A 25,604-nucleotide genomic window follows, 5' to 3' on the forward strand; every position below is an offset into this window, starting at 1 on the left:
CTCCCTTTTTGTATGCAAAAATCCCATTAATAGATTACCACTTGGATAATCCATCAACAGGATTTAGTGTAGAGCCTCAATTATCGAGCTCGTGACGGCTGCACTAACAAAGTGGCAATACCAAGTTGAAACCATCAAAGACTGGAATAACGTTGCCACAGAAGTCGTGGCGTCTCAACCAGACATAATTTTATTTGATATTACCCTGCCAACCTTCGACGGTTTCTATTGGATCCGGAAAGTCCGTCAAACTTGCAAGGCACCAATCATCGTCATTTCGGCAGCTGACATCGACAGTAACATTATGCACGCCATCACACTGGGGGCTGATGACTACATCATGAAGCCGTTTTCGACCGCCGTCCTCCTGGGTAAAATTCAGGCACTCCTCCGCCGGGCTAACCAAAGTAGTGAGAATGACCAGCTGACGTGGGGTGACAACCACTTTAATTCACTCACCAATGAGCTTGTCAACCAACATGGTACTGCTACCCTCTCGCCGACTGAGGGGGCGCTAATGTCACTGTTGATTAAACACCTCAACCATACCGTGACAAAAGAAAAAATCCTGGAGTGGTTATGGCAGGGTGGCAAGTTCCTCAATGAAAACACCCTCAACGTCAACATCAGCCGTTTGCGGGCTAAATTAACGGCCGTCCAACTCGACCAGGACTTGCGGACAGAACGCGGCGTTGGCTACCGCCTGGTGGATAACCATGAAGCATAGTCACTCCCTCTTTTGGGCCAAGAACTGCCCGCTAATCGTCGGCTACCTCCTTATCATTAGCCTCTTAGCACTTTTGCTAACTTTTTATCGTTTCCCGAAAACGGTCCTGTTCGATTTAATCCGCTTCAGCCTCCCGTTACTATTAATCTGGCTTCTTCTGGATTACTATTTCACCAGGAAAAAAGTCAGTGCCATTAACCAGAACCAGTCGGCAACCCCCACCACGCCAGTTGAAGCCGCGCTGATGGACCACTACCGCCAGCAACAACGTCAGCAACAACAACTTAGTAATCAGTTACATGAACAACAGCAGCAACAGCTGGAACAAGTTGAGCTCTACTCGCACGAAATTAAAAACTCCCTCACCAGTTTGCTCGCTGCCGCTGAAAATCAGCCGCAAGTTAATAGCCAACAGGTGAGGGCAGCGGTGACCCAAGCAAACTACCACCTCAACATGCTCCTGAGTGATGAGCGCCTCTCCATGGCAGAAACGGACTTTTCCTTTGAGTGGATTAGACTGCCATCGCTCATTGAGCAAATTCTTAAGGATAATTCCGCCAGTTTCATTCACCAGCAACTGGTTCCTGAATTACGCGGCTTAACGGGAATTTCCGTTCTCACCGACCGTAAATGGCTCCGCTTTTGTGTCTACCAGCTACTCTCCAACGCCATTAAATACTCCACCCCGAATTCCACCATTACAATTGAATGGCAGAATAACCGTCTCCAGATCATTGACCAGGGGGTTGGAATTGCTAGCAGCGATCTGCCACGAATCTTTGATAATGGTTTTTCTGGTCACAATGGTCACCGAACGACCAAATCGACCGGGATGGGACTCTTCCTCGTCAAAAAAGTGACTAACCAGCTCAACTTTTCCCTGACCGTTACCTCCCAGCTGGGAGTTGGGACAACTGCCAGTCTTGCGTTTCCCGCTACCGCCGTTCGCCAGTAGTTAGCAAAATAGTGTCAAACCAACATTACAAAACTGTAAGGTTCTTCGTCTTCCTGTAAGTAGGAAATTGCGAAGAACCTTTTTATAATGAAAATAACGAATCACAGGAAAGGAATGACTAACTATGACATTACTGCACATTAGCCACTTAAAAAGAACCTACAACCAAAATTCTACTCACCCGGTAAAAGCCCTCAAAGACATCAGTTTCGACGTTGCTCCCGGTGAATACATCGCCATTATGGGGGAATCAGGGGCGGGGAAGAGTACCCTCTTAAACATCATCGCCACCCTGGAAAAAGCCAATGATGGTGAGATCTTCTTAAACCAGCAAAACCTTAACCAGCTGACTGCCGATCAAGCGGCTAAATACCGTCGTGAACACCTCGGTTTTATTTTTCAGCATTTTAACCTCCTAAACAGCCTCTCTAATCGCGATAATATCTACTTACCACTGGTTCTTGCGAAGCTGCCAGTAACAACGATGGAAGAGCGGATTAAGCCACTGGCGGCTTCGTTGGGGATTGAACAAATCCTGGACCGTTACCCGAGCGAGGTCTCTGGCGGTCAGCAGCAGCGAGTTGCAATTGCCCGGGCCTTAATTACCCAGCCCGACCTCTTACTGGCCGACGAACCAACCGGGGCACTAGATTCGAACACCAGTAACGAAATCCTGGCCCTCTTCGACCACGTGAACCAACAGCAACAAACCATTATTATGGTAACGCACAGTGCCGCAGCTGCTAGCCACGCTAAGAGAACCCTCTTTATTAAGGACGGCCGGATTTATCACGAACTTTTCCGTGGCGAGAATTCCCTCAAACATTACCAGGAACAAATTAGTCAAACCATGATGACCCTAACGAATGGCGGTGAATAACGATGCTCTTTCTGAAATTAATCAATTCCAGTTTTAAACGGAATCTCCGTGTCTATGGCCCTTACTTGATGGCCACTACAATGCTAGTGGTAATTAATTATATTTTCCTCGCTGTTGGTGCTAACAGCAGCCTTAAAAAGCTGAATACTGGTGCGGCTACTAACGGGCTTATCGAGCTCGGGTTCCGGTTCATCCTCCTAGTCACCATTGCTTTCTTAATTTATGTTAACCGGTTCTTATGGCAAGAACGCCGTCAAGAAATGGGGCTTTATTCCATGCTGGGGATGACTAGCCACAACCTTCAGTGGTTAACGGTGATTGAAAAAACCTACCTGCTGGGAATTAGTCTCATCGCCGGTCTAGCTATTGGGATTGTTTTTGAAAAGTTAGCCTTTCTCGGCTTCGGCTACCTACTGAAAATTAACCACCTGACTCAACCATGGCTGGTCCCTACCGCGATTGGCAAAACTGCTCTTCTAATGGTCCTCCTCTTCGCGTTACTGATGATCATTGACCTGGTAAAGCTTCACCGGCTGACCCCCAGTCAGCTCTGGCGGCCGCAAGTAGTTAACCTTAAGCGTCACGGCCGCCTCTATACCTTTACCGGCCTCTTAGGTGTTGCCTTCCTTGTCGGGGCTTACTACATTACCATCACGATTAAACCGCGGATTTCAGCCATTGCTCACTTCTTTCTCGCCGTCCTTTTCTTAGTTATCGGGACCTACCTATTATTTATCATTGGTAGTATTGTTCTCCTTCAGTTCTTACAGCGAAGGAAGAACTATTATTACCAGCCGCGCCACTTTATTGCGGTATCCGGGATGCGTCAGCGGATGGAACAAAACGGGGCAAGCTTAGCAACCATTTGCCTCCTCTGCAGCTCAATCTTGGTAATCCTGTTTACCTCCGTGACCCTGTATGCGGGAATTGGCAGCACCATCAAGTCATATTCCCCACAAGACGTCGTTATCACTAGTCCGCAAGACCTAAGTTCACAACAAACTACCGGTATCAAGCGAACTGCCAACCGTTACCACGCAACGGTTCAGCATCGTCTGACCTACCGAATGACTGCGCCTCATTATGGTTACTGGCAAGGACAGCATTTCGTTAGCCAGGGAAGTATCAACCAAATTACCAATCGAACCAGTAGCTCAGTTATTTTGATCTCCGCTAAAGAATACAACCGGATTACCCACCAGCATATCCATCTCAACGGTAACCAAGCACTCGCTTACGGTAACGGTAAGGGGCATTTCGGCAAGGTCACGATTGCTAACCGGACTTATCATGCCAAGAAGTTGGCCCACTACCCGTCATACTTCAACCCCGATCACGGGATCTATCCGCCAACGTTCTACGTTGTCAACCAACTACCGACGGGGATGTCCAAACTGTTCGTCAACAGCTTTGATTACCAGCTGAATGGCCATTCAAAACAGCGAATCAGGTTTGAATCTGCCCTTCAATCAGCATTGCAAGTTAATAATGGTAACTTTACTGGCAAAGCGACTATCACCTCACTGTTGAGCGGGCTCTATGGTGGACTGGTCTTCATTGGTATCCTCATTAGCTTGGCACTGGGAATCACGACGACCATTGTGATTTACTTTAAGCAGCTTTCTGAAGGTTACGCCGACCAGGAACGGTTTGCCACCATGCAACAAGTGGGTCTTAGCGAACAAGAAACGATTAAGAGCATTCACAGCCAGGTCCTGATGGTCTTCCTGTTACCTGTAGTCGGGGCCGTCATTAATCTGGGCTTTGCTATCCCGGCAATTCGCCAAATTATGATCCAACTAAACTTCTATAACATGCCACTAATGATGACGGTTGGTATCATCATCACGGTTAGTCTCCTGATTTTATACCTCACCATTTACGGTTTAACGACCAGGGTTTACCGGCAGATTGTGGACCAGCCACTTCATAATAACTAATAAGTAACAACTCCCCAACAGCCATCTTACTGGCCGCTGGGGAGTTGTCGATAATAAAAAAACCAGGCCATCAACCGATAGCCTGGTTAATTTTTTGACGATTAGTCTTCAGCAACGAACGGCAGTAAAGCCATAATCCGTGCCCGCTTGATAGCGATCGTCAGCTTACGTTGGTTCTTAGCACTAGTGCCAGTAACCCGACGTGGCAAGATCTTGCCCCGTTCTGAAATGAACCGACGAAGTAAGTCAGTGTCTTTGTAGTCAATGTATTCGATGTGGTTTGCGGCGATGAAGTCGACCTTACGACGACGACGGCCGCCACGACGTTGTTGAGCCATGAAATTACCCTCCTCTACTCGATGATGTTATTTAAAATGGTAAATCGTCTTCAGAATTAGTCAGTTTTTCCGACTTCTTCTTCTCGTCATCATTACCTGCCGGCTTACTGCCACCTGTTGGTAGTTGGTCAGCTGTAAGGTCATTCGACGGGTTAGACGATGAATTATTCTGCTGAGGAGCAGCCGGTGCTGGTTGGCTGTTGGTGTTGAATGGCAACGAGTCGTCGTTAATTTCAACGGCGCCACCGTTGTTATTCCCCTGGTAACTGTTATTCTGGTAACCACCGTAGCTATTGTTATTGCCATAACCATTATTTTGGCCCTGACCATTACCATAACCGTTATTACCCCGACCCCCATTGTAAGAGCCGTTACCGCCACCATACTGGTTTTGACCGCCATTATACTGGCCACCACCGTTACCACCCTGGCGACGAGGTTCCAGTAAGGCGAAATTATCGACAACCACCTCAGTCACGTAAACGCGCTGACCCTGGTTGTTTTCGTAATTCCGCGTTTGAATACGGCCATCAATGCCAACTAAGGCACCCTTATGAGTGAAGTTTGCAAAGTTCTCGGCTGACTTCCGCCAGATAACGCAGTTAATAAAGTCCGCATCACGGTCTCCCTGCTTATTACGGAATTGACGATCAACTGCCAGTGTAAAAGACAGGACCGGAGTTCCATTGGCGGTGTACTGCACCTCGGGATCTTTTGTCAAACGTCCAGTTAAGACTGCACGATTAAGCATCGGCATCCACTCCTCTCAGTTTTGTCATCCTTTGATTAGTCGTTGCGCTTAACGATCATGTGACGAAGGATGTCGTCACTGAACTTAGCTAAACGATCAAATTCGTTCAAAGGTTCGTCGGTATCCGTCGTCAGGTTAACCACGTGGTAAGTACCTTCAGTGTACTTGTCAATCGGGTAAGCAAAACGACGAGTATCCCAGTCCTTTGAATCAACGAGCTGTGCACCATTGTCAGTCAGAACCTTGTCAAAACGAGCAACCAATTCGCTCTTGGCAGCTTCTTCAAGGTCTGGACGAATGATGTAAGTAATTTCGTATTTGCGTGTTTCCATTATTTACACCTCCTTATGGACTCTGGCTCTCACCACTAGCGGTAAGAACAAGGAGAGTAGACGTAGATTACGTATACTCACAGCTAAAAATATTAACATACAAACGCAAGCAATACAAGGTTTTCAGTATATTTTCACGGTTTGTTTGAACAAAAAAGCGGGATGCAGTACTAACTAGAAAGTACGAAACACCCCGGGTTTTTTAACTATTTTATTGGAACTTATTCAGTCGTTTTTTCATCCTGTTCAGTTGATGACTCCTCTGCTGAGGATTCATCACCATCTTCTTCGGTATCCTTGGCAACCTTCGCCATTGTCGCAACCTGGGCACCATCATCTAAGCGAATCAGGCGAACCCCCATCGTAGAACGACCAGTTTGCGAAACGGTCTCGATACCAAAGCGAATAATGACACCCTTATCAGTAACCAACATGATGTCCTCGTCACCATCAACGGTCGTCAACCCAACCAGCGGACCGTTCTTCGCAGTGACGTTGGTCGTTTTGACACCCATACCGCCACGACCCTTAATTGGGTACTCGTCAGCTGGTGTTTGCTTACCGTAACCATTCTCGCTGATAACAAAGACCTTGCTGTCCGCAGCCAGTGGCGCTGACCCAATCACGTAATCATTCCCGCGCAGGCGGATGCCGCGAACCCCGGCAGCAGCCCGACCCATGGAGCGGACATTATCGGAGTTGAAACTAAGCGCATAACCATTATGGGTCCCGATGATCATGTTCTGGTGTGCGTCAATAATATCAACGTTAATTAGCTCGTCACCTTCGTGGAGGTGGATTGCCTTCAGCCCGTTACTCCGGATGTTCTTAAATTCTTCTACCGCGGTCTTCTTAACGGTCCCCTGAACGGTAGTAAAGAAGAGGTACTTGTCATCATAATTTGTTTCATGTGAAACATTGATGACGGTATTGATCTTCTCATCATTGTTGATGCCCAGTAAGTTAATAATCGGGATCCCCTGGGCAGCACGCCCGTATTCCGGAATCTCATAACCCTTCATCGAGTAAACTTTGCCGGTATTGGTGAAGAACAGCAATAGGTCATGGGTCGAACTAGAAATCAATTCTTCAATAAAGTCATCCTTATGGACGCCCATCCCCTTGATACCACGGCCACCACGGTTTTGTGACTTGAACTCATCAACCGGCAACCGCTTAACATAACCCTTATGCGTCAAGGTAACAATGATGTCCTCTTCCTCAATCAGGTCTTCGTCTTCAATGTTGGTAATGTCACCAACTTGCAGTTCGGTCCGCCGCTTGTCACCAAACTTCCGCTGGATTTCCATCAGTTCATCATAGATGATCTGGTTGATCCGCTCGTCATGGGCCAGAATATCCTTGTAATCGGCGATGGCCGCGGTCAGCTTCTTGTACTCTTCATCGATCTTTTCACGTTCCAGCCCGGTTAACCGTACCAGCCGCATATCCAAAATAGCCTGGGCCTGGCGGTCTGACAAGCCAAAGTTATCCATCAACTGTTTCTTGGCAATTTCGCTCGTTTGCGATTGACGGATAATGCTAATGATTTCATCGATGTGATCAAGGGCAATTCGCAGCCCTTCGACAATGTGCAACCGACGTTGGGCCTTATTCAATTCAAACTGGGTCCGCCGCCGGACAACTTCAACCTGGTGCTGCAGGTAGTACTGCAGGATTTCTTTTAAGCTCAAAATCCGCGGTGCTCCGTCAACAATGGCCAACATGTTGAAGTTAAAACTGGTCTGCATCATCGTCAGTTTATAAAGGTTATTTAAAATAACCTCGGCACTGGCATCACGCCGGACATCAATGACGATCCGCATCCCCTCACGGTCGGTTTCGTCGTTAACCCCGGTAATCCCGTCGATTTCGTGCTCCCGGGCTAATTCAGCAATCCGTTCAATCAGCTTGGCTTTGTTAACCATAAACGGAATTTCGTGCACGATAATCTGCTGACGGCCATTCTTCTTTTCGGCAATTTCAACCTTTGCCCGGACAATAATTGAGCCCCGGCCAGTTTCATAAGCCTTCCGAATCCCTGACTTACCAATCACAACCCCGCCAGTCGGGAAGTCCGGTCCTGGCAAGACCTTCATCAAGTCTTCGGTTGTTGCCTCCGGGTTCTTCATCAGCAAGTGGATGGCGCTGATAACTTCTCCCAGGTTGTGGGTTGGGATATTCGTTGCCATCCCGACGGCAATCCCGGAAGCCCCGTTGACCAGCAAGTTAGGAAAACGTGATGGGAGGACAACCGGTTCCTTCTCGGTCCCGTCATAGTTATCCTGAAAATCAACAGTGTTCTTATTGATGTCGCGGAGCATTTCCACGGCAATCTTACTCATCTTCGCTTCGGTATAACGCATGGCTGCTGGTGAGTCGCCATCGACCGAACCGAAGTTACCGTGACCATCAACCAGCATGTAACGGTAGCTAAAGTCCTGGGCCATCCGGACCAGCCCTTCGTAAATGGACGAGTCACCATGCGGGTGGAACTTCCCCATGACGTCCCCGACAATCCGGGCTGACTTCTTGTACGGCTTATCCGGGGTAACCCCCAACTCGTTCATTCCGTAAAGGATCCGCCGTTGAACCGGTTTGAGTCCGTCCCGCACGTCCGGCAGTGCCCGGGCGGTGATAACACTCATCGCGTAGTCCAGGAACGAGTTCTTCATTTGGCTCGTCAGGTTAGTACTGCTAATCCGACTTGGTGTGTCTTGTTCAGCCACTATCTTGTTCCTCCTTTAGCTCGCACGTTTACAAGTCCAAGTTTTCAACGAACTTGGCATTCTTTTCAATAAATTCACGCCGGGGTGCGACCTTGTTACCCATCAGCATTGGGAAAATCTTGTCGGCCGCCGCCGCATCATCTAATTTAACCCGGAGCAGGCGCCGGTTATCGGGGTTCATCGTCGTCTCCCATAGCTGTTCGGCATCCATTTCACCAAGCCCCTTGTAACGTTGGATAACCGGTTTTGGTGACGGCTGCAGTGAATTGACAACCTTATCCAGCTCTTCATCGGACTGAATGTACTTGATGAACTTACCCTGACGAACCTGGTACAGCGGTGGCTGCGCAATGTAGACGTAACCATGCTCAAGCATTGGCCGCATGTAACGGTAGAACAGCGTCAACAGCAGGATCCGAATATGGGCCCCGTCGACATCGGCATCGGTCATAATAATCAGCTTGTGGTAGTTGGCCTTGGTAATGTCAAAATCGTCACCAAAGCCCGTCCCCAGCGCAGTAAACAGCGACCGAATTTCGTCGTTGGCTAAGACCCGGTTTAACCCGGCCTTTTCAACGTTGAGGATCTTCCCCCGGATTGGCAGGATTGCCTGGGTCAGTCGTGACCGCCCCTGCTTAGCTGAACCACCGGCGGAATCCCCTTCGACGATAAAGAGTTCCGAAATATTCGGGTCGTTACTAGTATTATCAGCCAGCTTCCCGGGAAGGTTAGAAATTTCCAACCCACTCTTCTTCCGGGTCACTTCACGGGCTCGCTTAGCGGCATCCCGCGCCTTGGAAGCCAGTAAACCCTTTTCGATAATCTTATGGGCCGTCTCCGGGTTCTCCATCAGGAACCGGTTAAAGGTTTCGGCGAAAATGTGGTCCGTCGCTGTTCGGGCATCCGAGTTACTCAATTTCGTCTTGGTTTGTCCTTCAAATTGCGGGTTGGGGTGCTTGATTGAAACAACCGCCGTCATCCCTTCACGGACGTCATCACCGGAAAGCGATTCGTTTTCCCGCAATTGCTTACTCTGGTGACCGTAGTCGTTAATTACCCGGGTAAGGGCCGACTTAAAGCCTGTTTCGTGGCTCCCACCTTCGTAGGTGTGGATGTTGTTCGTAAACGTCAGCAATTCGTTGTGGTAGTCATTGGTGTACTGCAACGATACTTCAACGGTAATCCCCTTGTACTTCCCTTCAACGTAAATTGGTGGGTCAAAGAGGACTTCACGATCCTTGTCCAGATAGTCAACGTAGTGACGAATCCCACCCTCGTAGTGAAATTCCTCTTTCGTTGGTTCTTCCGGCCGCTTGTCTTCGATCGTAATCTTCAGGCCCTTGTTCAAGAAGGCCAGTTCCCGGATCCGTTCAGTCAGCGTTTTAATATTGTAAGTCGTTGTTTCCCGGAACATCTCCGGATCCGGCTTAAAGTGGACCCTGGTCCCGTGTTCTTCCTCCGGCTTGTTTTCGTCGACAACCTTCATTGGGGTCTTAACGTGGCCACGGGTAAAGTCCATGTAGTATTCCTTACCCTGGCGAGTAACGTAAACGTCCAGTTCCTCGGAGAGGGCGTTAACAACTGAGGCCCCCACCCCGTGAAGACCACCAGAAACCTTGTAGGAACTGTGACCGAACTTCCCGCCGGCGTGGAGGACGGTAAAGACAGTTTCTAGTGCCGGTTTACCCGTTTCTTTTTGGGTGTCAACCGGGATTCCCCGGCCATTGTCGGTCACGGTGATACTGTTGTCCTTTTCAACAACCACGTTAATCTCGTCACAAAAACCAGCTAAGGCTTCATCAATCCCGTTGTCAACGATTTCCCAAACGAGGTGGTGCAGCCCCTGGGCAGTGGTGCTACCGATGTACATCCCCGGACGTTTCCGAACGGCTTCCAGACCCTTGAGGACCTGGATCTGGCTGGCATCATATTCGCTTGCCTTTTCTTCTTTAATTTTTTCTGCTTTTTCTTGATCGCTCACTGCGTTTCCTCCTCGCTAATTTGACCGTGTTGGATGTGGTAGATTGCCGGTTGATTAATTAACTGCCGGGCAACTCCGCTCAGACTGGTGGTGGTCAAAAACGTCTGGACCTTATCTTGGATAGCTGTCAATAAGTGCGTCTGCCGGTCGTTATCCAGTTCCGACAACACGTCATCAAGCAGCAGTAACGGGTACTCGTTCGTCTGCTGCTTCATCAATTCGATCTCTGCTAGTTTCACCGCCAGCGCCGTTGTCCGCTGCTGACCCTGCGAGCCAAAACTCTGCACGTTTTGTCCGTTAACTAAAAAAGCAACATCATCACGGTGCGGTCCCGTCAGGGTGGTTCCCAGTTCAATTTCGTGGGTTGCCCGCTGCTGGTAGCTGGTTAACAGCTCCTGCTGATAGTCAGCAACTGTCTTATCATCGGCCGTCTTCACCTGACTCACGTAACGGAATTTCAGCTCTTCCTTCTGCGTTGAAATATGTTCATGGAGGTCCTGCGCCCATTTTTCTAACTGGTGAAGCAATTGGTAGCGTAACGCGACCACTTGACCCCCGCTTTTTGCCAACCCTTCTGAAAGGACATCGAGCAAAACCCTGTCAGTCTCCTGATGATATTTGAGCTGCTTGAGGTACTGATTACGTTGCTTGAGAACCTGATTATATTTGCCCAGCGCAAAAAGGTACTGGTTGCTCATTTGTGAAAACTCAGTATCCATAAATTGGCGGCGAATAATCGGGGCACCCTTTACCAGCTGCAGGTCTTCAGGTGCGAATAACACAACATTAAGCGCGCCGATATAAGACGACATCCGTGGTTGTACAAGGTGGTTCATCCGTACCCGTTTACCATGTGAACTGAATTGCACCGCTAGTGGCAAACTCCCGAGCCGTTTTCGAATTCGCCCGGCGACGGTTGCATCATGTTGGTTCCACGTGATTAGTTCCCGGTCATTAGCAGTCCGGTGACTCTTGGTTAACGCTAGCACGTAGATTGCCTCCAGGAGATTGGTTTTCCCCTGGGCATTTTCCCCGATCAGCACGTTGATTCCCGGATGAAACTTGACCGTTAAGTCATCATAATTGCGAAAATGATGTAATTTAAGTTCTTCGAGAATCATGTTGCAAACACGCCACCTAGTTAATTAATAGCTTTCCGTGGTTCGGAACAATTACTTCATCGCCGGAACGGAGCTTCTTTCCCCGCCGGGTATCGACCTGGCCATTAACCAGCACTTCATTTTCCCGAAGAAAGTATTTTGCTGCCCCGCCAGTTTGGATCAGTCCCTCTTCCTTCAGTAACTGACCCAGGGTGATGTAATCACCGTGAATCCTGACCTCTTTTTCCTTTTCCATCTCATCACCTGCTTATTTTAATACCCTATTATTATAACTTTTAACTGCCTTAAAAACAAACAGAATCGCCACCAAAGGCTTTCTCGTGAAAAATTAGGCAATTAACCCATTTTTTTCAAAATCAAGCCAAAACGGTTTATTGGCCAGCCAAAACGGTTTAGCACTTTTTGACCACAAAAAAAGAACCGTGACGAATAAATCACGGTTCTTAATTCTAATCATCATCAACGACTAAATCGTCCGTACTGGCGTAATCAATTGAACAAAGTTCTCCCCATCACCATCTGGCACTAACGTGAATGGCCGCAATGGTGAAGTAAAGGACATCGTAATCTTGGCTTGACCAAACGAACGGAGCGCATCCTTCATGTAGTCAGGGTTAAAGGAAATTTCCAAGTCAGCCCCGGTCAGACTACTGTGGCTGACCTGTTCTTCAACGTAACCAACATCCGGTGAATTACCACTGATCTTAGCCTGGTTATTATCCGGTTGCATCGTCAACTTAACCACATTGTTACGACTTTCGTGACTCAGCAGTGAAGCCCGTTCGATCGATGAAAGAAAATCAGCCGCATTAACTTCAATTACCGTATCGCTAGTCGTTGGAATTAAGCGGTCGGTTTCCGGGTAGCTTTCTTCGATAAGCCGTGACAGGAAACGAATATTGCCAAAAGTGAATAATGCTAAGTTATCAGCAATCTGCAATTTGACGTCGTCCTTATCGTCACCGATCATCCGAGACAGCTCTTGCAGTGACTTACCAGGAATCACAACATTGAACTGTTGATCAGACGTGTCGACAGTCACTTTCCGTTGTGCTAGTCGGTGACTATCCGTGGCCACCGCCGTCAATAAACCATCAGCTAACGTTACGTGGATCCCTGTTAACACTGGCCGACTTTCCTGGTTGGAAACGGCAATCACCGTTTGGTTAATCACTTCTTTCAACATCTCGGGAGCCAGTGCAACGGCATCGTTAGCATCGATTTCCGGAAGTTTTGGATAGGCATTGGCGTCTTGTCCATTAATCTTAAATTCTGCCTGTCCAGACGTGATCTGTGCTTCAAACCCATTCGCAACTTGGATCGTGACATTTTTATCTGGCAGCTTTTTAATAATATCGATAAAGAAGCGTGCCGGGAGAACAATTGCTCCTGGTTCATCAACAGTTAATTCGTACTGCTCATCACTGTTAGTGATTGAAGATTCGATTGTAATGTCAGAATTACTGCCAGTTAACAAAATACCTTCGTTTGAGACCACCATTTTTAACCCTGTCAAAATCGGCAATGTCGTTTTTGACGAAATAGCACGTAACACATTGTTAAGTTGACTAATAAATGCTGGACGATTAATTGTAAATTTCATAGAAAATGACTCCTTGTGGTGCGCGGGTGTATACAGTAATAATAATTATAAAAAATAGTAGTAGTATTAGGCGCTGTGGAAATTGTGGATAAGTCAGGGAGAAGCAAAGCCCACTGCGGTTTTCCATATGTTGATAACTTGTGGAAAAGTGGTGGATTTCCTCCTGAGTTTTCCACACCTACTGTTGTAAGTCCATTTTAAGATGTTGGATATCATCTTTCAATGTTGGGTCAGTAGTCAGCTTTTTTTCAATTTTATCAATAGCGTGCAGCACCGTGGTATGGTCCTTCCCACCAAATTCTTTCCCAATTTGTGGTAGGGAGTTGTCTGTTAGTTCACGTGACAGGTACATCGCAATTTGCCGCGGGACGACGATGTTCTTGGTCCGTTTACGACCGGTGATGTCGCTTTGGTCAATCTTGTAGTAACTAGCCACTCGTTTTTGAATCAGGTCGATATCAAGGGTGTTGGCAGCCGTGGTGTTCATCCCCTGCAGGGCTTCCTGCGCTAATTCTAAGGAGATTGGCTCATGCTTAATTTGGGACAAAACCTTGACCTTCATCAACGCGCCTTCGAGTTCCCGCACATTGGTGTTGATATGTGAGGCGATAACGTTTAAGACCTTGCTGGGGGCATCAATTTGCTCTTCTTCGGCCTTGCTCCGGAGGATCGCAATCCGTGTTTCTAGGTTTGGTGAAGTAATTTCGACTGGAATCCCCCACATAAACCTTGATACCAGCCGGTCCGTCATGTCCGGAATTTCGTTAGGGTTGCGATCGGCGGTGAGGACAATCTGCTTGTTGTTATCGTGCAGGGAGTTAAAGGTGTTAAAGAACTCTAACTGCGTCCCCTCCTTTTTGGAGAAGAACTGGACGTCATCGACAAGGAGCGCGTCAAGGTTGCGGTATTCTTGACGGAATTCTTCCTGGCTGTTGTTTTTAATGGAGTTAACGTAATCGTTAATAAAATTTTCACTAGTAACGTACTTAATTTTAGCGTTGGGGTTGTGCACCAGCATGTTATTAGCGATGGCCTGCATTAGGTGCGTCTTGCCCAGCCCAACGCCACCGTAAATCAGTAGTGGGTTGTAAATGCCACCGGGATCTTCAGAGGCAGCATAAGCCGATGCGTAAGCCATCACGTTGCTTTGGCCCTGAATAAAACTATCAAAGGTGTATTCAGGGTTGAGCGGTGTTTGTTCTTTATAGGTAGGTTTAGTCGGTGCGACCGTTTCTTCGCGTAGTTGATCCGGCAATGCATACTTGGTTTCCAAGTGCGTTGCAGTTTGTTGAAAAAGGACGCTTTTTACCTTGGGATCAACTTCCGTTTGCCAAAAGTTCTCGAGGTATTTATTTGGCAGGGTAATCGTCAAAACGTTGTTTTCTAAAGAAACAGCTTTTGCCGGAGCAATTAAGTTCGCATAAGTCATTGCCTTATAATTTTTGCGAAGATAATTCTGGATCGCTTCCCAAAGAGAATCGAGCTCAGTCAAAATGATTTCCTCCTCATTACTTATTACACAGACAACCGATATTTTATCATTGCCATTAGGAGTTTTCCACAGGCTGTGAAAAAATTAACCCCCAGATTACACAACGCTGTGTGTAAATCGTCCACAGGGTTGTGTGTTTGTGGATAACTGGGAGAACTACAGAAGTTTTGCACAGTCGTCTGTGGATAACTATTGCCGTCAGCTCGCTGTTTGTAACCGGTGCCTCCCGGTTTTTCCACAACTGTGGATAAAATAATTAACAGCTTGTGGAAAGCCCCGCAATCGTTGAAAAACCGTGTGGATAATTTGCTAACTTACTGACGAAAAAAACAACGCTGTGGATTATTTGGGGAAAACTGTGGATAACTAAAAAAATTTTGCTTGAAATTATGGGTTTAAACCATTTTGCTTTTGTGATAGAATAACGCAGTATGTTTATATCAGTGCGTCTGGTTTGTCGGGCGCCAGGTTATCATAGACCGTAAATAATAAGGAGGTGCCACTGTCATGGCAACAAAGCGCACATACCAACCAAAGAAGCGTCACCGCGCTCGTGTACACGGGTTCCGTAAGCGGATGAGTACCAGCAACGGCCGCAAGGTGCTGGCACGCCGCCGTCAAAAGGGCCGCAAAGTTTTATCTGTTTAATAAAGCAACCGCAATTAGCGGTGTTTAAATAACCAAAGGGGCTTGGCAAGCAACTTTGCTGCAATTCAGTTGTAGCCAGCGTTTGCCGAGCCCCTTTGACGTTCTCAAGACAAGTTGGTGAGGCAGGGTCAAATGCGGAAATCATATCGCGTTAAAAAGGAACAAGATTTTCAACGGGTGTTTGAAACTCATAATTCGGTGGCAAACCATAAGTTTATTATTTACCAGATGGCAAAACCTGGGCAGCACCATTTTCGGGTCGGCATCTCGGTTGGTAAGAAGATTGGGAATGCCGTTCACCGGAACTGGGTTAAGCGTCGGATTCGGCAGACACTCTTGGAAGTAAAACCAGAGTTGCGGTCGGATGTTGATTTCTTGGTAATCGCCCGGCCATCAGCCGATGGCCTGTCGATGGCTGAAACAAAAAAGAACTTGGTTCACGCGCTTAAGCTGGCCAAACTAATCAAGAATGACTAAGAGAGGAACTGCTTTGAAAAAATCTCGGAAACGACTAAAACGGTGGTTAAGCCTACTGAGCATTGTTGGCTTAACATTTTTACTGACAGCCTGTTCGAATGCCCCTATTACCAGCCACAGTACTGGTTTTTGGGATCATGATATCGTCTATAACTGTTCTCGTTTCATCATTTGGTTGTCGAAGAACTTCGGCGGCTACGGAATGGGGATTATCATCTTTACCATCATCATTCGGATTATTCTGTTGCCACTGATGTGGTATCAGACTAAGCAGACGGTGAAGACGCAGGAACTTCAGCCACAGTTAAAGGCGTTGCAGCAGAAGTATTCTTCTCGCGACCGTGCATCATTAATGAAGATGCAGGAAGAACAGCGGAAGTTGTACAAGGAAGCGGGGGTTAACCCATGGGCGACGATGCTACCATTACTGGTTCAGTTACCAGTTATGTGGGCATTGTATCAGGCTATTTGGCGGACAAATGAACTGCGGAGTGGGACATTCCTCTGGCTGCAACTGGGGCACCCGGATCCGTACTATGTTTTGCCGATTCTTGCTGCTCTGTTCACCCTTGCTAGTTCCTGGTTAGCAATGGCCTCGATGCCGGAAAAGAACGGGATGACCACGGCGATGACTTGGGGAATGCCGATCATGATCTTCTTCATGGCCCTCAAGTTCTCAGCTGCGATTACCCTTTACTGGGTAGTAACTAACGCTTTCCAGGTTGTTCAAACCTTGCTGATCCAGAATCCGTTTAAGATTAATCGTGAACGGAAAGAAAAGGCAGCGGCTGAACAGGAACGGAAGCGGAAAATTCGCCGTGCAAAGCGGAAAGCCCTTCGCAACCACCGTCATTAATATTGCTTGAAGAGGACTCGTTGACTAACGGGTCTTTTTTGATAGGGGGATGATTATTTGCAAATATTTAAGGGCAAAACAACTGCAGCAGCCATTGCGGCAGCGGAACAGGAACTTCATATTTCCCGGGAAATGATGAAGGTGACCATTAGACAGGAACCACGCCATGGCTTTTTGGGTATTGGCCGCCGGGAAGCAATTATTGAAGTAACAGTGAATAAGCCGGCAAAACGGAAGAAGGCTGACCAGCAGCCCCGCGACACGCAACAACCGGCTAAAAATGTTGTAAAGCAACAGCCAACTAAAACTAAGCAGGTGCAAAAGGCCCCAGTTGACCCGGCTGAAGCAGCGCGTCGACAGGCAGCCGCTAACCACCGGAAGAACCTCGCGAAAATGAAGGAAGCCGCCGGCAAGTGCTGTACTTACCTGGTAGATAGTTTGTCCGCCTTGGGGGTAACAGTCACGGCAACGCCTACAACGATTCGCGCTCACCAACTGACGATTGAATTGAAGAGTGATACTCCCGCCAAGGTTATTGGTTACCATGGCAAGCGAATCAACGCCCTGGAAGAACTGTCGTCAGCCTTTCTGGATTATCACGGTGTTCATGATCCGCACTTGACGTTAGACATTAATAACTACCGGCAACGGCGCTCACAGACGATTGAACGGCTAGCAGCTGACTGTGTCACGGAAGTGATTGCTACTGGCCAGGCCGTTTTCCTGGATCCGATGCCGGCGCGTGAACGCAAGCAGCTACACCAGTTGCTGGAAAACAATAAACAGGTAAAGACCTACTCACATGGTCGTGAACCATTTCGCAGTGTTGTCGTAGCACCGGCCGAATAGGTGGCGTTAGCAGTTGACAATCAGCACGATGGTTCGTACAATAATGGCTGAAATTAATAAAATGAGCTAGTTAGAGTAGTGAAAGTGCTTTGACCATTTTGGCAGTTATCTGCTAGGGATGGACGATGCGCTTTTTTTCTTGGTCGAAAAGAGGAGGCTTAGGCATGACCATGTCAAATGAGGAAACAATTGCGGCAATATCGACCCCGGTTGGTGAAGGTGGTATTTCTATCATTCGGATTAGCGGCCCCGCGGCGATTGCAGTGGCCCAGAAGCTATACCGGGGAAAGAACTTACAAAAGGTCGCGACGAACACCATTAATTATGGGCACGTGGTCGATCCCGAAAGTGGCGAACAAATTGATGAAGTGATGGTGTCAGTGATGCGGGCGCCGAAAACCTACACCTGCGAAGACGTGGTTGAGATCAATTGTCATGGTGGATTACTAGTGACCAACCAGATCTTGGAGCTGGTTTTGAGTAACGGCGCACGGCTTGCCGAACCAGGAGAATTTACTAAACGGGCCTTCCTCAATGGCCGGATAGACCTTTCCCAGTCTGAAGCAGTGATGGACTTGATCAGTGCCAAGACTAATGATTCCCGGCGGGTGGCCCTCAACCAACTCGGCGGCAGTTTGTCACGGTTGATTAAACAATTACGCCAGGAAATTTTGAACGTCCTTGCCAAGGTGGAAGTTAATATTGATTACCCGGAGTATGATGATGCCGAAGTCATGACTACCAAATTGATGAAGGAGCACGCCACGTCGCTGCGTAAAAAATTGGTGGACTTACTAGCTACTGCGACCCAGGGGAAAATCCTGCGGGAGGGCTTAGCAACGGCCATTATTGGTCGACCGAACGTCGGCAAGTCGAGCTTGCTGAACGCCTTGCTCCACGAAGACAAGGCGATTGTGACAAACGTTGCCGGGACAACCCGGGATGTGATTGAAGAATACGTGAACGTCGCGGGAGTGCCGCTAAAACTGATTGACACTGCAGGGATTCGTCAGACGAATGATACCGTCGAAAAAATCGGTGTTGAAAGAAGTCGGCAGGCCTTAAAGAGCGCCGACCTCGTTTTGTTGCTCATCGATGGCTCAACCACGCTCACTGCAGAAGACCGCCAGCTGATTGAATTAACGGCCAACCACCCACGAATTGTCCTCCTCAACAAGGTTGACTTGCCAGCGAAGACAACGGCTGAGCAATTGAGCTCACTACTCGGTAATGACCGGGTAATCCCTCTTTCGGTTACCAACAACCAGGGAATTACAACGCTGGCAGAAACGATCAAGCACCGTTTCTTTAAGGAAGGACTTAGTAATAGTCAGCAGACGGTAATGGTAACCAATGCCCGGCAGACAGCCCTGTTGAAACAGGCCAAGGGGGCCCTTGACGACGTTTTAACTGGAATTGCTAACGGGATGCCAGTGGACCTGGTCCAGATTGACCTAAAACGGTGCTGGGACCTGCTTGGTGAGATTACCGGTGATAGTTATCAGGATGAGCTGTTAGACCAACTCTTTAGTCAGTTCTGCCTCGGAAAATAGAACGGAGAGAAAATGATGAAACAAACACCAGGAATTAAGTATGATGCTGGGAAGTATGACGTGGTAGTTGTCGGTGCTGGTCATGCCGGCTGTGAAGCTGCACTGGCGGCCGCCCGGATGGGTAATGAGACACTGTTAGTGACAATCAGTCTAGAAATGGTTGCCTTTATGCCGTGCAACCCATCAGTGGGCGGACCGGCAAAGGGGACTGTTGTGCGAGAAATTGATGCCCTTGGTGGCCAGATGGGTAAGAACATCGATCAGACCTACGTGCAGATGCGAATGCTCAATACCGGCAAGGGGCCAGCGGTTCGTGCACTGCGGGCGCAGGCGGATAAGCATGCCTACCACATGACGATGAAGCAGACGATTGAAGAAACGCCACACCTGACACTCCGGCAAGCAACGGTTGATAGCCTGTTGGTTGAAAATGGCGTTTGCCAGGGCGTGGTGACTAATACCGGGGCCTGCTACCACGCTAAGACTGTCGTGTTAACGGTCGGAACCGCCGCTCGTGGCAAGATCATTATTGGTGAACTAACTTACGAGTCCGGGCCAAATAACTCGAAGGCGGCCGTGAAACTATCGGAATGCCTCGAAAAGCTCGGCTTTGACCTCGAACGGTTCAAAACCGGGACGCCGCCACGGATTAACGGCAATACGATTAACTACAACGAAACTGAAGAGCAGCCGGGGGATGAAACGCCACATCACTTTAGTTTTACGACCCCGGATAGTGACTACCTGGCAGTGAGCGACCAAATCTCGTGCTGGCTGACCTACACGAACCCGACAACCCACGGAATTATCCGCCAGAACCTCAAGCGGGCACCGATGTTTTCCGGAGTGATTAAGGGCGTCGGCCCACGATATTGTCCATCAATTGAAGACAAGATCGTTCGCTTTGCCGATAAAGACCACCACCAAATCTTCTTGGAACCAGAAGGACGAACAACCGATGAATGGTATGTTGATGGTCTTTCGACCTCGATGCCTGAAGAAATCCAGCAGCAAATGGTTCATTCGGTTAAGGGCTTGGAGCACGCTGAATTGATGCGGCCGGGCTACGCGATCGAGTACGATGTGGTGGCGCCATACCAGCTGAAGAACACCCTTGAGACAAAATTGGTGGCGAACCTCTACACCGCTGGCCAAACTAACGGAACTTCCGGGTACGAGGAAGCGGCTGGCCAGGGACTGATTGCCGGGATTAATGCCGGGCGGCGAGCACTGGGCAAGTCGCCCTTCGTCCTGCAACGCTCGGATGCTTACATCGGCGTAATGATTGATGACCTGGTAACGAAGGGAACCAAGGAGCCATACCGGTTGTTGACTAGCCGGGCGGAATACCGGCTGATTTTGCGTCATGACAACGCCGACCTGCGGCTGACTGCTAAGGGTCATGAACTGGGCTTAATTAGCGATGAACGCTATGCTAAATTACAAGAAAAGCGGGCCCGAATCGAGGCTGAGATTAACCGTTTGCAGCACGTCCGGATTAAACCGAGCAAAGCAGTTGACCGTTTTATTGAGGAACACGGGGACAACCAGCTGAAGGACGCAGTGGTAGCGGCTACCTTCCTCAAGCGTCCATACGTGGACTACCAGATACTGCTAAACTTTATTCCCGCCGCTGGTCAGCCGCTCACCCGGGAAGAAATTGAGCAGGTGGAGATTCAACTCAAGTATGCTGGCTACATCAAGAAAGAAGAAGAACGGATTGCTAAGCTGAAGAAGATGGAAGCGAAAAAGATTCCAGCCGACATCGACTATGATGATATTGATGGGCTAGCAACCGAAGGCCGGCAAAAGCTGGAAAAGATTCGTCCGGAGACGATGGCGCAGGCTTCACGGATCAGCGGGGTTAACCCGGCCGACCTCGCAATTCTTAGCGTTTACCTGCAAAGTGGGTACGCAGCACACGCCAAAAAGACGAAGTAATGGGGGAAATAACGATGGAATGGCAAATTGGCAACGTGACGATTCCTAACCAGGTGGTTGTGGCACCAATGGCGGGGGTTACCAACTCTGCTTTTCGGGTGATCTGCAAGCATTTCGGTGCGGGCTACGTAGTATGTGAAATGATTTCTGATCATGGGATCATGTACCACAATAAGCGAACAATGAAGATGATGAAGGTTGACCCGACCGAGCACCCGATGGGAATTCAAATCTTCGGGGGCGACAAGGATACCCTGGTGCAGGCAGCAGAATACGTCGACCAACATACGGAAGCTGATGTAATTGACATTAATATGGGTTGCCCCGTCAATAAAGTGGTTAACACTGATGCCGGTGCGAAATGGTTGCTGGATCCGGAGAAAGTTTATGAGATGGTTTCGGCAGTCACGTCTGCAGTGGAAAAACCGGTAACGGTGAAAATGCGAATTGGCTGGGATAGCGACCATGTTTACGCCGTTGAAAACGCGCGGGCTGCTGAACGTGGTGGCGCGGCGGCGCTGGCAATGCACGGGCGGACACGCAAACAAATGTATTCCGGCCATGCCGACTGGGATGTCCTGAAAAAGGTTGCTGACGCGTTAACGATTCCCTTTATGGGGAACGGGGATGTAAAAACCCCGCAGGATGCCAAGCGGATGCTTGATGAAGTGGGAGCAGATGCCGTCATGATTGGCCGGGCAGTCCTTGGGAACCCGTGGATGCTCAAGCGGACCGTTCATTACCTGGAAACTGGCGAATTACTACCAGAGGCGACGCCGGAACAAAAAATTACTCTGGCTAAAGACCACCTTCACGCGTTGATTGAGTTGAAGGGTGAATACGTCGGCGTTCGCGAGTTCCGGGGGTTGGCACCGTACTACTTGAAGGGAATTTCACATTCGGCGCGGACAAAGGTGGCGTTGATGGATGCGACTGCAGAAGGTGAAATGGATAAGCTGATGGACGACCTGATTGCCAAACTGATTGATCGTCAATAAGCCGGTTAGCGAATTCCGTGCTTGTACCGCTCTGATAGTGGTATGATAATTGCAAACTCACTAATTGGAGAGATGTTGTGATGAAAACATTGCGAAGTATTATGAGCTGGCTGGTGCCGGTCGCAATCGGCCTCCTGCTTGCATTGTTAATCAAGCAGTTTGTCTTCCAGCTGGTGCGGGTTGATGGGCCATCAATGCAGCCCAACCTGCAGAACAATGAACGGGTTGCTTGTATAAAAACAGCCAAGATCCACCGGGGGAGCGTCGTGGTCTTTGATGCCCAGGGGGTTGACCCCCAAGTAGTTACCAAGACGGACTATGTGAAGCGGGTCATCGGCCTGCCGGGAGATACAGTGGAATCAAAGAATGGCAAGCTGTACGTTAACGGTAAGCTGGTTAACCAGCAGTATATCAACGCGGAGCAGCGCGGCGTCGGGACTGGTAACTGGACGTTAGCTAGCATCTCTAAGCAAAATAACTGGCTGAAGAATAAGGGAGCGACGAAGGTGCCGGCAGGCGAATACTTTGTTCTCGGTGACCACCGCAGTGTTTCCAATGACAGCCGCTACTGGGGCTTTGTGCCGCGAAAGAAGGTCGACGGGGTCGTGAAGGTTGGCTTTTGGAACCACAAGCAGCCGGCAAAGAATAACGTCGACAACCAGTGGAAACACTTTTATCAATAAAATGAAAGAGGTTGGGGATGACCAACCTCTTTTCTTTAATGTGATGCAGAAAAAACAAGGAGGAATTTGGAATGGAAAATAAGGAACAACTCAGTACCCAGATGATTAACCAGTACCAAGAAAACTTTGCCAAGCAGCAGAGTGCGACAGTTATTTCCCGGGCCATAATGAAAAATGGGATCAAAGCGACAAGTGAGAACCCGGCCGTGAGCCAGCGGGACCACCGGGTGTTCAACGTTGAAGTCAAGACTGGCAAGGTCACTAACCAACGACGGAGTGGTCGTTGCTGGTCGTTTGCGACCCTTAACACTCTCCGGCACCGGTTTGCGTTGAAATACAAGCTGAAGGACTTCGAGTTATCCCAAAACTACCTGTTTTTCTGGGACCGGATGGAACGGGCGAACCTCTTTTTACAGCAGGTAGTGGAGACTGCTGACCAGCCGGTACATGACCGGACGGTTGATTTCCTGGTTGACTTTGCATTGACTGACGGTGGTCAGTGGGGCAATGCTGCCGGGATTATTGAGAAGTATGGGGTTGTTCCAGAGTACGTGATGCCTGATACCTTCAACACGAAGAACACGGATGACGTGGCTGATGTTTTTCGCCGGCTGATGCACAAGGACTTCCTTGTTTTACGGCGACTGATTAATGACAAGCACGCTTCAATGGATGACGTGGCAGCAAAACGGCAGGAGATGATGAGTGATGTTTACCGGATCTGTGTGATGGCCTTTGGCAAGCCGCCAGTTAAATTTGATTTGGAATACCGCGACGATGACCACCAGTACCACCGTGATGCCGACCTTACCCCGCTTGACTTTTACCACCGTTACTTTGAGCTGGACCTCCATGACTACGTCGTGATTACCAATGCACCCGACCACCAAATGGGGAAACTGTACGCAATGCCTGCTCAAGACAGCGTCGTTGGCGGGATACCGTTGCAGTTTGTCAATGTTTCCTTTCGTAAGCTGCAGGAATTAGCGATCAAGCAGTTAAAGGATAACGAAACGGTCTGGGTTGGTAATGATGTTCTTCAACAAATGGATCGCAAGCGGGGGCTGATGGATGCCCAACTATTTTTGGATAGTGACCTACTCGGCGTTGACTTATCAATGAGTAAGGCTGACCGATTGGAATCGCGGCAGGGTGAAGTTTCTCACGCGATGACGCTTACTGGGGTTAACCTGGTCGACGGTCAGCCGAACCGGTGGAAGATTGAAAATTCGTGGGGCGATAAGAACGGCGACAAGGGTTACTTTGTGATGACGCAGGACTGGTTTGAGCAGTACACCTACGAAGCAGTGATTAATAAAAAGTACTTAGACGACGAGACCAGGGAGATCCTGACCAGCCAGCCGGTTGTTCTCAACGCTTGGGACTCGCTGCGGTAGTCTTTGTTAAGGAATCGATACGATCATGACCGGACATTGAATTTAGGTGTTAGATAGGCTATGATGAAGTTTCAGAATTAGACCAACCGAAATACTCAAAGGAAGAGAATTGCAAATGACAGCTGATTTTCAACCGATCCTGCTGGGAACCGATTTTAACTGCTACGGGATGGCACGTTCCTTTTACGATGCTTACGGCGTGAAGAGCATTGCTTACGGAATTGTTCCGATGGCGCCGACCCGTTACACGCGTTTTGCTGACGTGCGAATCGTCCCTGGCTTTGATAAGGATCCTGTTTTTATCCAGACGATGCGGCAGTTAGTCACTAAGCTGGATCCGCAAAAGAAGTACCTCCTGCTTTCTTGTGGTGATGGCTACACAGAACTCATTTCAGAACACCTGGATGAGTTAAAAGAACACTTTGCCTGCCCATACGTTGACCACAAATTATTCCATGCCCTTGGTACCAAGGAAACTTTCTACCAAATGGCTGATAAGTATGGTCTCCCGTATCCGAAGACGAAGATTATCACTAAGCAGGATGTCGAAGCGGGTGTTGATAAGATTAAATTACCGTTTGACTTTCCGATTGCTCTCAAGCCGTCCAACAGCATTGAATGGCTGGGAATTGACTTCCCGGGGCGAAAAAAGGCCTTTGTTCTTGACCGTCGTCAACAGTTTGATAAGTTGCTGAAGGAAATCTACCAGGCCGGCTATAAGAGCGACTTTATTGCCCAGGACTTTATTCCCGGGGATGATTCCAATATGCGGGTGGTAAACGCCTACGTTGATTCCAACCACCACGTGCGGATGATTTGTCTGGGGCACCCGTTGTTGGAGGACCCGTCGCCAGTTGCCGTCGGGAACTATATGGTGATTCTACCGGAATTTGACCAGCAGATTTACGATACGATTATCAAGTTCCTCGAAGAAATCAACTACGTCGGTTTTGCTGACTTTGACCTGAAGTATGACCACCGTGATGGCCAGTACAAAGTCTTTGAGATCAACCTGCGGCAGGGACGGAGTTCGTATTACTGTACGCTGAATGGTTATAACTTGGCGAAGTACGTTGCCGACGACGTTATCTACCACCAGCCAAAGGACGATACTGACTATGCCAATGGTCAGATGTTGTGGATGAACGGTCCGAAGAAAGTCTTCTACAAGTACGCCAAGGAGAACAAGTATAAGGAACGGGCCAAAAAGTTGCTGGAAGCCGGCCAGTGGGGGACAACCGCCTTTGATAAGCGCGATACTCTCAAACAACGGCTGTTAATGCACTACGCTTTTTGGATTATCAACAAAAACTACCAGAAATACTTCGTTCAACGCTAAAAGAGATGGGAGAA

Annotated in this window: 23 protein-coding genes; 14 read left to right on the forward strand and 9 right to left on the reverse strand. The window is 48.6% G+C overall.

Annotated elements, in window-relative coordinates:
* Positions 1 to 79: 79 nt before the first annotated feature.
* The 4 genes from Q0E49_RS01030 (at position 80) to Q0E49_RS01045 (ending at position 4,502) form a co-directional block, all read left to right on the forward strand.
* Positions 80 to 727, forward strand: a complete 648-nt coding sequence (locus Q0E49_RS01030) for a response regulator transcription factor (protein WP_366509524.1) — start codon at positions 80 to 82, stop codon at positions 725 to 727.
* The gene (locus Q0E49_RS01035) at positions 717 to 1,682 is read left to right on the forward strand and encodes an ATP-binding protein (protein ID WP_295745664.1); all 966 of its coding nucleotides are present in this window, start codon (positions 717 to 719) and stop codon (positions 1,680 to 1,682) included. Before Q0E49_RS01030 ends, Q0E49_RS01035 begins: the two co-directional genes overlap by 11 nt.
* Positions 1,683 to 1,806: 124 nt before the next feature.
* Positions 1,807 to 2,562 carry an ABC transporter ATP-binding protein gene (locus Q0E49_RS01040; protein WP_295745667.1) on the forward strand — a complete coding sequence of 252 codons (756 nt, stop codon included), beginning with the start codon at positions 1,807 to 1,809 and terminating at the stop codon, positions 2,560 to 2,562.
* Positions 2,563 to 2,564: 2 nt separating this feature from the next.
* Positions 2,565 to 4,502, forward strand: coding sequence for an FtsX-like permease family protein (locus Q0E49_RS01045; protein ID WP_295745670.1), 1,938 nt, complete (start codon positions 2,565 to 2,567; stop codon positions 4,500 to 4,502).
* A 101-nt stretch (positions 4,503 to 4,603) separates the two neighbouring features.
* Here Q0E49_RS01045 and rpsR read toward each other — a convergent pair whose 3' ends face one another.
* The 9 genes from rpsR to dnaA form a co-directional block, all read right to left on the reverse strand.
* Complete coding sequence (rpsR, locus tag Q0E49_RS01050) at positions 4,604 to 4,840, reverse strand: 30S ribosomal protein S18 (RefSeq protein ID WP_102280091.1); 237 nt, start codon at positions 4,838 to 4,840, stop codon at positions 4,604 to 4,606.
* Positions 4,841 to 4,871: 31 nt separating this feature from the next.
* Complete coding sequence (ssb, locus tag Q0E49_RS01055; protein ID WP_295745673.1) at positions 4,872 to 5,591, reverse strand: single-stranded DNA-binding protein; 720 nt, start codon at positions 5,589 to 5,591, stop codon at positions 4,872 to 4,874.
* 35 nt (positions 5,592 to 5,626) lie between these two features.
* On the reverse strand, positions 5,627 to 5,923 hold the full coding sequence (gene rpsF / locus Q0E49_RS01060; RefSeq protein ID WP_295745676.1) for a 30S ribosomal protein S6: 297 nt from the start codon (positions 5,921 to 5,923) through the stop codon (positions 5,627 to 5,629).
* 221 nt (positions 5,924 to 6,144) lie between these two features.
* Entirely contained in the window at positions 6,145 to 8,652 is a 2,508-nt protein-coding gene (gyrA, locus tag Q0E49_RS01065; protein ID WP_295745679.1) for a DNA gyrase subunit A, read from the reverse strand.
* A 28-nt stretch (positions 8,653 to 8,680) separates the two neighbouring features.
* Positions 8,681 to 10,633, reverse strand: a complete 1,953-nt coding sequence (gene gyrB / locus Q0E49_RS01070; protein WP_295745681.1) for a DNA topoisomerase (ATP-hydrolyzing) subunit B — start codon at positions 10,631 to 10,633, stop codon at positions 8,681 to 8,683.
* Positions 10,630 to 11,754: a DNA replication/repair protein RecF gene (gene recF / locus Q0E49_RS01075; RefSeq protein ID WP_295745684.1), complete on the reverse strand. Its 1,125-nt coding sequence runs from the start codon at positions 11,752 to 11,754 to the stop codon at positions 10,630 to 10,632. The genes gyrB and recF overlap by 4 nt, the downstream gene beginning before the upstream one ends.
* 16 nt (positions 11,755 to 11,770) lie before the next feature.
* On the reverse strand, positions 11,771 to 11,989 hold the full coding sequence (yaaA, locus tag Q0E49_RS01080; protein ID WP_295745687.1) for a S4 domain-containing protein YaaA: 219 nt from the start codon (positions 11,987 to 11,989) through the stop codon (positions 11,771 to 11,773).
* Between the two features lie 231 nt (positions 11,990 to 12,220).
* Positions 12,221 to 13,357, reverse strand: coding sequence for a DNA polymerase III subunit beta (gene dnaN / locus Q0E49_RS01085; RefSeq protein WP_295745689.1), 1,137 nt, complete (start codon positions 13,355 to 13,357; stop codon positions 12,221 to 12,223).
* 178 nt (positions 13,358 to 13,535) lie between these two features.
* The gene (dnaA, locus tag Q0E49_RS01090) at positions 13,536 to 14,849 is read right to left on the reverse strand and encodes a chromosomal replication initiator protein DnaA (RefSeq protein ID WP_295745692.1); all 1,314 of its coding nucleotides are present in this window, start codon (positions 14,847 to 14,849) and stop codon (positions 13,536 to 13,538) included.
* A gap of 507 nt (positions 14,850 to 15,356) precedes the next feature.
* Here dnaA and rpmH point away from each other — a divergent pair.
* The 10 genes from rpmH to Q0E49_RS01140 all read left to right on the forward strand — a co-directional run bounded on the left by rpmH (position 15,357) and on the right by Q0E49_RS01140 (position 25,590).
* Positions 15,357 to 15,497: a 50S ribosomal protein L34 gene (gene rpmH / locus Q0E49_RS01095; protein ID WP_102280070.1), complete on the forward strand. Its 141-nt coding sequence runs from the start codon at positions 15,357 to 15,359 to the stop codon at positions 15,495 to 15,497.
* Positions 15,498 to 15,629: 132 nt separating this feature from the next.
* On the forward strand, positions 15,630 to 15,974 hold the full coding sequence (rnpA, locus tag Q0E49_RS01100; RefSeq protein ID WP_295745696.1) for a ribonuclease P protein component: 345 nt from the start codon (positions 15,630 to 15,632) through the stop codon (positions 15,972 to 15,974).
* Positions 15,967 to 16,830: a membrane protein insertase YidC gene (gene yidC, locus Q0E49_RS01105; RefSeq protein ID WP_295745700.1), complete on the forward strand. Its 864-nt coding sequence runs from the start codon at positions 15,967 to 15,969 to the stop codon at positions 16,828 to 16,830. The genes rnpA and yidC overlap by 8 nt, the downstream gene beginning before the upstream one ends.
* Positions 16,831 to 16,887: 57 nt before the next feature.
* Complete coding sequence (gene jag / locus Q0E49_RS01110; RefSeq protein WP_295745703.1) at positions 16,888 to 17,679, forward strand: RNA-binding cell elongation regulator Jag/EloR; 792 nt, start codon at positions 16,888 to 16,890, stop codon at positions 17,677 to 17,679.
* Between the two features lie 164 nt (positions 17,680 to 17,843).
* Positions 17,844 to 19,232: a tRNA uridine-5-carboxymethylaminomethyl(34) synthesis GTPase MnmE gene (gene mnmE / locus Q0E49_RS01115; protein WP_295745706.1), complete on the forward strand. Its 1,389-nt coding sequence runs from the start codon at positions 17,844 to 17,846 to the stop codon at positions 19,230 to 19,232.
* 15 nt (positions 19,233 to 19,247) lie between these two features.
* Complete coding sequence (mnmG, locus tag Q0E49_RS01120; protein ID WP_295745709.1) at positions 19,248 to 21,173, forward strand: tRNA uridine-5-carboxymethylaminomethyl(34) synthesis enzyme MnmG; 1,926 nt, start codon at positions 19,248 to 19,250, stop codon at positions 21,171 to 21,173.
* 14 nt (positions 21,174 to 21,187) lie between these two features.
* Complete coding sequence (gene dusB / locus Q0E49_RS01125) at positions 21,188 to 22,171, forward strand: tRNA dihydrouridine synthase DusB (RefSeq protein ID WP_295745712.1); 984 nt, start codon at positions 21,188 to 21,190, stop codon at positions 22,169 to 22,171.
* 80 nt (positions 22,172 to 22,251) lie between these two features.
* On the forward strand, positions 22,252 to 22,854 hold the full coding sequence (gene lepB, locus Q0E49_RS01130; protein WP_295745714.1) for a signal peptidase I: 603 nt from the start codon (positions 22,252 to 22,254) through the stop codon (positions 22,852 to 22,854).
* 71 nt (positions 22,855 to 22,925) lie between these two features.
* The gene (locus tag Q0E49_RS01135; RefSeq protein ID WP_295745715.1) at positions 22,926 to 24,251 is read left to right on the forward strand and encodes a C1 family peptidase; all 1,326 of its coding nucleotides are present in this window, start codon (positions 22,926 to 22,928) and stop codon (positions 24,249 to 24,251) included.
* Positions 24,252 to 24,366: 115 nt separating this feature from the next.
* Entirely contained in the window at positions 24,367 to 25,590 is a 1,224-nt protein-coding gene (locus tag Q0E49_RS01140; protein ID WP_295745718.1) for a carboxylate--amine ligase, read from the forward strand.
* Positions 25,591 to 25,604 lie beyond the last annotated feature (14 nt).

The sequence above is a fragment of the uncultured Limosilactobacillus sp. genome, assembly GCF_934202235.1.
GTDB lineage: Bacteria > Bacillota > Bacilli > Lactobacillales > Lactobacillaceae > Limosilactobacillus.